This is a genomic window from Dehalococcoidales bacterium, assembly GCA_035529395.1.
Classification (GTDB): domain Bacteria; phylum Chloroflexota; class Dehalococcoidia; order Dehalococcoidales; family Fen-1064; genus DUES01.
This window is the reverse complement of sequence record DATKWT010000063.1, coordinates 1-8414: the sequence shown is the minus strand read 5'-3', so window position 1 is coordinate 8414 and position 8414 is coordinate 1. Positions and strand designations below refer to the sequence as shown.

At 54.7% G+C, this 8414-nt stretch carries 12 protein-coding genes; 10 read left to right on the top strand and 2 right to left on the bottom strand.

The window, feature by feature from the left end:
- The first annotated feature begins 82 nt into the window (after window positions 1–82).
- The 10 genes from VMW13_04385 (at window position 83) to VMW13_04340 (ending at window position 6452) form a co-directional block, all read left to right on the top strand.
- Window positions 83–442: a metalloregulator ArsR/SmtB family transcription factor gene (locus tag VMW13_04385; protein ID HUV44053.1), complete on the top strand. Its 360-nt coding sequence runs from the start codon at window positions 83–85 to the stop codon at window positions 440–442.
- A 58-nt stretch (window positions 443–500) separates the two neighbouring features.
- On the top strand, window positions 501–1535 hold the full coding sequence (locus VMW13_04380) for a permease (protein HUV44052.1): 1035 nt from the start codon (window positions 501–503) through the stop codon (window positions 1533–1535).
- Between the two features lie 36 nt (window positions 1536–1571).
- On the top strand, window positions 1572–1820 hold the full coding sequence (locus VMW13_04375; protein ID HUV44051.1) for a thioredoxin family protein: 249 nt from the start codon (window positions 1572–1574) through the stop codon (window positions 1818–1820).
- 95 nt (window positions 1821–1915) lie between these two features.
- Window positions 1916–2317: a thioredoxin family protein gene (locus VMW13_04370; protein HUV44050.1), complete on the top strand. Its 402-nt coding sequence runs from the start codon at window positions 1916–1918 to the stop codon at window positions 2315–2317.
- Window positions 2318–3016, top strand: coding sequence for a cytochrome c biogenesis protein CcdA (locus VMW13_04365; protein ID HUV44049.1), 699 nt, complete (start codon window positions 2318–2320; stop codon window positions 3014–3016). It begins immediately after the preceding gene.
- Window positions 3017–3035: 19 nt separating this feature from the next.
- Window positions 3036–3245, top strand: a complete 210-nt coding sequence (locus VMW13_04360) for a hypothetical protein (GenBank protein ID HUV44048.1) — start codon at window positions 3036–3038, stop codon at window positions 3243–3245.
- A gap of 57 nt (window positions 3246–3302) precedes the next feature.
- Window positions 3303–3932: a thioredoxin domain-containing protein gene (locus tag VMW13_04355; protein ID HUV44047.1), complete on the top strand. Its 630-nt coding sequence runs from the start codon at window positions 3303–3305 to the stop codon at window positions 3930–3932.
- A 1-nt stretch (window position 3933) separates the two neighbouring features.
- Window positions 3934–4416, top strand: coding sequence for a MauE/DoxX family redox-associated membrane protein (locus VMW13_04350; GenBank protein ID HUV44046.1), 483 nt, complete (start codon window positions 3934–3936; stop codon window positions 4414–4416).
- A gap of 44 nt (window positions 4417–4460) precedes the next feature.
- The gene (gene arsB / locus VMW13_04345; GenBank protein HUV44045.1) at window positions 4461–5519 is read left to right on the top strand and encodes an ACR3 family arsenite efflux transporter; all 1059 of its coding nucleotides are present in this window, start codon (window positions 4461–4463) and stop codon (window positions 5517–5519) included.
- Window positions 5520–5666: 147 nt separating this feature from the next.
- Window positions 5667–6452 carry an enoyl-CoA hydratase/isomerase family protein gene (locus VMW13_04340; protein HUV44044.1) on the top strand — a complete coding sequence of 262 codons (786 nt, stop codon included), beginning with the start codon at window positions 5667–5669 and terminating at the stop codon, window positions 6450–6452.
- 24 nt (window positions 6453–6476) lie between these two features.
- Here the strand turns inward: VMW13_04340 and VMW13_04335 are convergent, their stop codons facing one another.
- Window positions 6477–6923 carry a GNAT family N-acetyltransferase gene (locus VMW13_04335; GenBank protein ID HUV44043.1) on the bottom strand — a complete coding sequence of 149 codons (447 nt, stop codon included), beginning with the start codon at window positions 6921–6923 and terminating at the stop codon, window positions 6477–6479.
- Window positions 6924–6926: 3 nt separating this feature from the next.
- On the bottom strand, window positions 6927–7874 hold the full coding sequence (locus tag VMW13_04330; GenBank protein ID HUV44042.1) for an EamA family transporter: 948 nt from the start codon (window positions 7872–7874) through the stop codon (window positions 6927–6929).
- Window positions 7875–8414: the final 540 nt, after the last annotated feature.

The window sequence follows — 8414 nt, the reverse complement described above, 5'->3', positions numbered from 1 at the left end:
CAGAGGACTTGCAGTCGTGGCAGAGATAGTGGTAGAATATATGCGGATATGCGCATATCCAATTTAGAAACACAGGAGTGTCATGCAGGAACTGCTGAAGGCTACAAGGGCACTGTCCGACGAGACGAGACTGAGGATTCTCAACGTCCTCCTGGAGCGGGAGTGCTGCGTCTGCGAGGTCATGCAGGCCTTGGAGATATCCCAGTCCCGCGCGTCGCGCAACCTCGGCATTCTCTTCAATGCCGGTTTCCTGAGGACACGGCGGGACGGACCCTGGGTGCTCTATTCCCTGGACACGGAATCGGACAACCACGTTGCTGTGACTCTGGTGAATTCACTGGAGGGACTTCTGGCGGGTAATGAAATCGCGGTACTGGACCGGAAACGCCTCGCTGAAGCGGAGCGGGTAGGGCCGGGTTGCGTTAGCAGGAATACCGGATAGCACGCTCTTTTTTTGATAGAATGATGTGCGCTGATGCGCATTACAGGATATATCGGTCATGACTATATTAACTGACATTCTGCAGGGTGGATGGAACGCGCTGCTGGAATACCTGTCAGCACACGTGCTCACCTGTTTAGTACCGGCCTTTTTCATTGCCGGAGCCATTGCCGTGTTTATATCACAGGGAGCGGTACTCAGGTACTTCGGGCCGAAGGCGAGGAAGGTACTCTCCTACAGTGTTGCTTCCGTCTCCGGCACCATTCTGGCGGTCTGTTCCTGCACGGTACTGCCCCTGTTCGGCGGTATCTATAAAAGGGGGGCGGGCATTGGCCCTGCAATTGCCTTCCTATATTCCGGTCCCGCAATCAACGTCCTCGCCATAGTCTACACGGCAAGACTGCTGGGATATGACCTCGGTATTGCCCGTATTGTGGGAGCCCTTACCTTTGCCGCCGGAATTGGCCTTATCATGTCCTTTATTTACCGCAGGGAGGAGTCGCTCAAGGATGCGACAGCTTTCGACGCACTCCTGCCAGACTCCGAGGGCAAGAGCCTCCTGCAACAGGGCATCTTCTTCGCAACGCTGGTGGGTATCCTGGTATTCGCCGCATCGCAAAACTGGATAGTCACGGGCGTACTGCTGGTCGTCCTGGCCGTCATCCTCTGGCGGTGGTTCTCCAGGTCGGAACTTGGTCAGTGGATGCGAGAAACGCTTCATTTCGTGCGCCTGATTGTACCCTGGCTCCTGGGCGGGGTGTTCGTCGCCGGCATAATTACCACATTTATGCCTGAGAGTGTGGTAGCTACCTATGTCGGCGGTAACAGCCTGCTGGCTAACTTTGGTGCGTCACTGTTCGGTTCGCTGATGTATTTTGCCACTCTTACCGAGGTGCCCATCATCAGGGCTTTCACGGACCTGGGAATGGGTAAAGGCCCGTCACTGGCTTTGCTGCTGGCCGGTCCGGCGCTGTCTCTGCCCAACATGCTGGTCATCCGCAGCATCATGGGTACAAGGAAGACGCTGACCTACATTACCCTGGTGGTGGTTTTTGCCACGATATCCGGTTACATATTCGGCCTGATTAGTTAATGATTTAACTGTTAAAAACAAAAGGAGGTTTTTCAGATGATTATCAAGGTTCTGGGACCCGGCTGCCCGAGATGCCAGCAGGTGGAGAAAACAGCCAGGGAGGTGGTCAGTGAACTGGGCATCAATGCTACTGTCGAAAAAGTTAAAGATATCAAAGAGATAATGGAGTATCCCATCCTGACTACTCCCGGACTGGTCATCGACGAAAAGGTGGTCTGTTCCGGGCGTGTACCCAGCAAGACAGAAGTGACCACATTCATCACCACCGCGATGGCCGGGGAATAGACGATGCAGACGAGACACCACGAATTAGCCTGGTCGCGTGGTAAACCATGGTCTGCTGGCGGAACCGGTTCAGGTAATAGAATGAGAGGCAAGATGTGAAGACTGCGCAGAAACTCTCACTGGCACTTTTAGTGCTGCTACTATGTCTGCTGGCAGTGACGGGTTGCGGTCCGGACCCTGCTGCACCTTCTGATATTCCTCTTGAGCAGGCTTTGTCCAGCGGCAGGCCCACCCTGGCCGAGTTTGGGCGGGGAACCTGTGTCCCGTGCAAAGCTATGAAACCGATTCTGGCGGAGCTTGCAGCAGAATACGAAGGCAAACTGAACGTTGTCATTGTTGAAGTAGACACGTACAGAGACCTCACCTACCAGCATGGAATCATGGCAATACCCACCCAGATATTCTTTGACAGTAGTGGCAAGGAAATAACCAGACACATAGGCTTTTATGCTCAGGCAGACATAATTGCCCAGCTACAAAAGATGGGAATAGACTAGTTGGAAGGTTTACTCGGCAATATCGGCGATATTATCCAGAACCAGGCCTGGCTTGCCTTTCCTGCCTGTTTTCTGGGAGGCATTATTTCCAGCGCCAGCCCCTGTGTTCTGGCTATGATACCACTTGTCATTGGCTATGTGGGAGGCTATGCTGAGGGCTCACAGAAGAAGGCTGTTCAGTATTCGGTGGTATTCACGCTTGGCCTGACGGTGACCTTCACGGTTTTGGGAGTGGTAGCTGGTGCCATGGGCAGGTTATTTGGCGATGTCGGCAACTTCTGGAACTATGCCCTGCCTCCACTGGCTATCCTGCTCGGACTGCAACTTGTGGGCGCCTTCAAGTTCATCAAGTTCAATACCGGAGTGTTGCAGCGGTTCTTGCCCAGGCGAAGGGCGCTGCTTGGTGCTTTCTTGATGGGGCTTCTCTTTGGAGTCGTCGCTTCTCCCTGCGCCACACCGGTACTGGCGGTAATACTGACCGTCGCTGCTACCCAGGAACAGATTGCCTACAGCGGAGGATTGCTCCTGGCCTATGCCCTGGGCCACTGGGTGCTGGTGCTAGGGGCCGGCATATCCGTGGGATTTGCCCAGAGAGTGCTTGAGTCAAAAGGAATAGGCAACTTCTCCACTTACGCCAGGAAGGCAGGAGGTGTGCTGCTTATCGGGGTAGGAGTATTCCTGTTCACCTATCTGTTCTGAGGAAGACGTGAGGTGTGCTATGCTTGAGATTAGAAAAACCGCCGTTTCTTTTGACGAGAAAGACCTGATGGAACTCGAGAGGATTGTCATCGACGGCGATGAGAAAGATGCATTCAGGTTCCTGAAGAAGCGCGTCTATGACACAATTGCCCACGCACAACAGGGCAGACTCAAATCTCATCTGGATACGGCCGGCGACCCGGTAGACGGGTTCAGGCAGGGCACATGAGACCGCTTTGCCAGACCGGCAGTGCGGCAGTCGAACTTTGCCGGGCAGAGTAGGGACATGTGGACTAAGAGCTATGTCGTCAGCGTAGGATTGATAACACTGGCCACACTGGCTATCGGTGGACTACTGTGGAGCAGCGGCACAGTGGAACTGAAACCCGACTCTGACAGTACGGTGGGCGCTCTGTGGTACCGTGGAACCGATGATGCACCCGTTACCATAGACGTATACCCGGACTTCCTGTGCGATATATGCGTTGAAAAGGAGCTCATGGTGGTACAGGTGCTGGCTGACTACCCCGGCAGGGTAAGGATGGTCTACCACCATTATGCCGACCCTGGGTTTTCAGAGAAGCTGGCCGAAGCACTGGAGGCCGCCGGCGAGCAAGGCCAATTCTGGGAAATGCATGACCGGCTCATTCTGAATGTCCCCACTGACATGGTGGCACTGCAGGCTGCGGCAAGTGAAGTAGGGCTTGACACAGAAAGGTTCATCGAAGCACTCGATAGCGGGAAGTTCACCGAAAAGGTTCAGCTAGCCAAACAAGACGCGACCTCGGCAGGGGTGCGGTACGTGGCTGTATTCATCAACGGAGAAGAGTATACCAGGAATCCCGGCACCTTGGAGGACCTGTATCGTGCCGTTGATGAGAAGCTAGAAAGGTTGGGTGCTGATGCTGGAGACTAGCATGAAGTGGGTCCGGTCGGTTTTGCACAGACCCTATCTCTCGCTGGCCCTGAGGCTAATGGTAGGCTGCGTTCTCGTATTCTCCGCCGTCACCAAGCTGCCCCTGCATTCACAGTTTGTCGGGGTCGTCGAAGGCTATAATCTGTTGCCCGGACCGCTGGCTGAGGCCTATGCACTCGCTCTGCCCTGGGTTGAGCTGTTAGTAGGGGTTTACCTGGTGCTGGGCATACTGCTCAGACCCAGCGCTGCTGTCACAATCTTGATGGGAATCAGCTTCACAGTCGCTAACGTGAGCGCCATCATTCAGGGAGAGCAGTACTGCGGTAGCTGTTTGGGTCAGGCTGTTACGCTCCCTGTCTGGCAGGCACTGACACTCGATATCCTCATCATCATTGCTGCCCTGCTCCTGCTTCTGGCCGGAGGAAGAGAGCAGTTGCTTGGCCTTGACGGCTGGTTCGCCCGCAAAAGGACAAGCAGGGCATAGGAGTGAGGCGGACCGGCGGAGAAGAAAGAGAGGAGACCCGGATAATGGAGCGGGAAAGAAGCCTCGGCATCTGGAGTAAGTATCTCACTCTGTGGGTTGCCCTGTGCATGGCTGCGGGAGTTTTAATTGGGCAGTTCTTACCGGATATTCCCGCCTTTTTAAGCAGATTTGAGTATGCTTCGGTATCGATACCGGTGGCGATACTAATCTGGCTAATGATTTACCCGATGATGCTGAAGGTGGACTTTGCCAGTATTGTAGATGTCGGCAAGAATCCCAGAGGACTTATAGTTACGTGGACAACAAACTGGCTCATTAAGCCGTTTACCATGTATGGCATTGCCTACCTGTTCTTTTTCGTAATATTCAAATCCCTGATTCCACAGGAACTGGCGAAGCAATACCTGGCCGGGGCTGTGTTACTCGGGGCAGCGCCATGTACCGCCATGGTATTCGTCTGGAGTCATCTTACCAGGGGTAACCCGGCGTATACACTGGTTCAGGTGGCCACAAACGACCTTATTATCTTGATTGCGTTTACGCCAATAGTGGCTTTTTTACTGGGAGTCAGCAACATTTCGGTTCCCTGGATGACGTTGTTCCTGTCAGTTGTCCTGTTTGTGGTAATCCCGCTGACCGGTGGATGGTTTACGAGGGTATATGTTTCCAGGAAGAGGGGAAAGGCCTATTTCGAAAACACTTTTATCCCCAAGTTTGGGAATATTACCATTATCGGGTTACTGCTTACACTCGTCATAATATTCTCCTTCCAGGGAACGGTAATAATAGATAATCCGCTGCACATAATCTTGATTGCTTTACCACTCTCTATTCAGACTTTCCTTATATTTTTTATCGCCTACGGGTGGGCAAAAGGATGGAAGCTCCGACATGATATCGCAGCACCTGCCGGCATGATAGGTGCCAGTAACTTTTTTGAACTCGCGGTAGCCGTTGCTATTTCTCTTTTCGGGCTTACCTCGGCGGCGGCCCTGGTAACCGTCGTGGGAGTACTTGTAGAAGTGCCCATAATGCTGACCCTTGTGGCAATTGTAAATAAGACTCACCACTGGTTCCTTGAATCCCGGAAGAATGAGATATAAGGAAACCAGGAGCATAGTATAACGGTTTTCCTGTTTTTGGCATAGACTCGGGTTGACCAACTGAAGTCAGTCCGACAGGATTTGACGGACACCGCTGGACGCATATATCATAGTTGATGGAAGAAAGACTAACGATAAGGTGGTGAAATGACCGACAATGATGCTGTAAAGGTGGAAATCGATAGCGGGATTGCCACGGTGGTAATCAACCGTCCGGAGGCACGCAATGCGCTCAATCGGGATGCGTTCCTCGGCCTGATGCAGGCTGCCCAGAGTCTCAAGGAGAACCCCGAGGTGAGGGTTGCCATCCTGACCGGCGCCGGCGACCGCGCCTTCAGTGCCGGAATCGACCTCAAGATGGTGGCTTCCGGAGGTGGGGCTTCAGTGTTCACCGGTTTGCGACCCGGGTTCGACCCGCTCTTTAGCCTGAAGTCGATATTCACGATGTACGAAGACCTGGCGATACCGGTGATTGGCGCCATAAACGGCTACTGCCTGGGGGCGGCTTTCGAGCTGAGTCTCTGCCTCGATATGCGCCTTGCCAGTGATACCGCCATCTTCGCGCTGCCGGAAATCCAGTTCGGCGTTCTCCCTGACCTGGGTAGTACTCAACGTCTGCCCAGAATCGTTCCCCCCGGCTATGCCAAGGAGTTGATTCTCACCGGCCGCCGTATTGATGCCGCCGAGGCGCTGCGTATCGGCCTGGTCGACCACGTCTACCCGCTGGACCAGGTAATGCCGGAGGCGAAGAAACTCGCCGAGGAGATTGCCAAGCTCAATCCAAGTGTCGTTCAGGGAGCGAAGCGGGCGGCCAATCTCTGGATGACGACGCCGCTGGATACCGGGCTACGTATGGAAACGGACATCTGCATGGCCTCGGGCAGCGGTGCCGGGTTCGGCGAGCAGGCCCAGCAGTTCCTCAAGAAGGAGTAGGCTGACCGGGCTGCCAGATACGGACTACCGAAACATGCGGACATACCAAGGCTTGAAGGCGTGGTGCCGGTAGAATCTCAGGATCCTCTCCAGGTCTTTCGTGGCCGTGTACACGGAGAACCGTTCGACCCCGTTGCTGCGTGCCGCTTCGATTAGTCTGTCCAGCAGCATACCGCCGATGCCCCCGTTCCTGAGTCCGGCTGTCACATAGATGGCATCAACTTCAAAGTACTTCTCTCCCACGGGGATCACTGCCATTCCTTCACTGGTATGGGCTGAGCCGTAGGCGAACCCGGCAATCTGCCCGCGCACTTCCGCTACGAGGAAGTAGTGGCCGAGTCGTGCTGCGAGCCCTTCCGCACTCTCCGTGATGTAGCCGTAGGTGCTGTCTTCGGCCTCCCATGTCCTGTCCAGCTCCATAACCCTGCCAATGTCATCGCGCGTGCACTCTCTTATAGCGACGTCATACATGTCTCACCCTCCCGTCGTCAGCAGTATTACCCCGCCGATAATCAGGCCTATTGATACTATCTTGGTGGCGATAATGCCCCGGCTGAGGTGCTCGTCAAGCACTGCCGGGAAGAAGCGGCTCACCGCCACGGCGTACACGAAGACAAACGCCGGTCGGGTGCTCAGGATTGTCGATACCATCGATACCGGCCCCTGCTCGATTGCCCAGAAGGACAGCACAATGCCCACTACGGCCACACATTCGTTGAGGCCAATGAGACCGAGTGCCCGGTTCCTCCCCTCCATGTGCCACAGTTCACGCAAAGGCACCTTCCGCAGCGAGAGCAGCAGGAAGAGCGTCCCCAGGCAGACGGTACTGATGCCGTACATGTTCCAGAAGGTGAGCTGTTCCATGGCGTACTTGCTGCCGATATTGGCCACCCCGAAGAGGATGCTGGAGACCATAAGCACGGCGAATGACCTGCGCAGGCGTATTCCCTGCCCGTCTGTTCCCCAGCGTACTGAGATGAGCATTGCACCGGATACCGTGATGATAATTGCCAGCCACTCCAGCCAACCGAGGTCTTCACCGAGAACGGGTACGGCGAGAATCGCGACGAATATCGGGAAGGTGTTGGTCACCGGCATAATGCGGGACACTTCTTCGGAGCGCATTGTCCGCAGCATGAGGAGCGCTCCCACGACACGGATGATGCTGGAACCCACGGCCACTACCAGGGTCATGGTATCGACGCCTGCAGGCAGCGGAAGGATGGTCATAACTACCAGTCCCAACACGAAGTGGACGACCCCGATAGGGGCAAGGAATGCCAGGAAACTGGGCATTCTCTTCGAGATAAGGTGGCTATCGAGTATCGAGACCAGACCGGTAATTGCTGCGGAGATGATGGCGACTGTAATCCACATGGTAAGCAGGCAGGGTCCTTTCCTGGTGGTTGTTATGCGTAGCATACCGGAAACGGCGGGAAATTGGTAGCGGGGAGATGGTGGTCTGGACTATTGGCTTCTAGTGTAGTGTCTCGTATATATCTTTACGTATGATGGATGTTGATGTCATTCCAGCGCAGGCTGGAATCCAGGGGGCAAACACGTATCCCGGTTCGAGTCTAACAGGGTGATGATAAAGGGGAGTCCAGAGGGGGCCCGCCCCTTCTGAGGGGCGCCCCCTTCTGGCAGGGGTCTGGGGGTGTCCCCCAGATATAATCTTTCCCCCCTTCCTGGATAGGAAGGGGGTCAGGGGGTTGGTCGAAAGGGTTTTTCATAGGCTTGCTAGAATGACAGGGACTGTAAAGGCATTTGTAAGACACTACACTAGTGACCGGTGCGGGTAGGGGGTTCTGCTCCGGGATGGATATGGCAAGTTGATAGGGGAAATGTCGGTTAGTATGTCTAACGAAAAGATTGACGACCTGGTGGCAGAGAAGGTCCTTCGATGACGTTAGTACCGCCTCCGGCAAGCGCTGACGGCGAGTCTGCTGAGGAGCAGAGTAC

Excerpts from the sequence above, each read along its gene's own strand:
- VMW13_04385 (HUV44053.1), top strand. The coding sequence starts at position 83 with ATGCAGGAACTGCTGAAGGCTACAAGGGCACTGTCCGACGAGACGAGA.
- VMW13_04380 (HUV44052.1), top strand. The coding sequence starts at position 501 with ATGACTATATTAACTGACATTCTGCAGGGTGGATGGAACGCGCTGCTG.
- VMW13_04375 (HUV44051.1), top strand. The coding sequence starts at position 1,572 with ATGATTATCAAGGTTCTGGGACCCGGCTGCCCGAGATGCCAGCAGGTG.
- VMW13_04360 (HUV44048.1), top strand. The coding sequence starts at position 3,036 with ATGCTTGAGATTAGAAAAACCGCCGTTTCTTTTGACGAGAAAGACCTG.
- VMW13_04355 (HUV44047.1), top strand. The coding sequence starts at position 3,303 with ATGTGGACTAAGAGCTATGTCGTCAGCGTAGGATTGATAACACTGGCC.
- VMW13_04350 (HUV44046.1), top strand. The coding sequence starts at position 3,934 with ATGAAGTGGGTCCGGTCGGTTTTGCACAGACCCTATCTCTCGCTGGCC.
- arsB (HUV44045.1), top strand. The coding sequence starts at position 4,461 with ATGGAGCGGGAAAGAAGCCTCGGCATCTGGAGTAAGTATCTCACTCTG.
- VMW13_04340 (HUV44044.1), top strand. The coding sequence starts at position 5,667 with ATGACCGACAATGATGCTGTAAAGGTGGAAATCGATAGCGGGATTGCC.
- VMW13_04335 (HUV44043.1), bottom strand. The coding sequence starts at position 6,923 with ATGTATGACGTCGCTATAAGAGAGTGCACGCGCGATGACATTGGCAGG.
- VMW13_04330 (HUV44042.1), bottom strand. The coding sequence starts at position 7,874 with ATGCTACGCATAACAACCACCAGGAAAGGACCCTGCCTGCTTACCATG.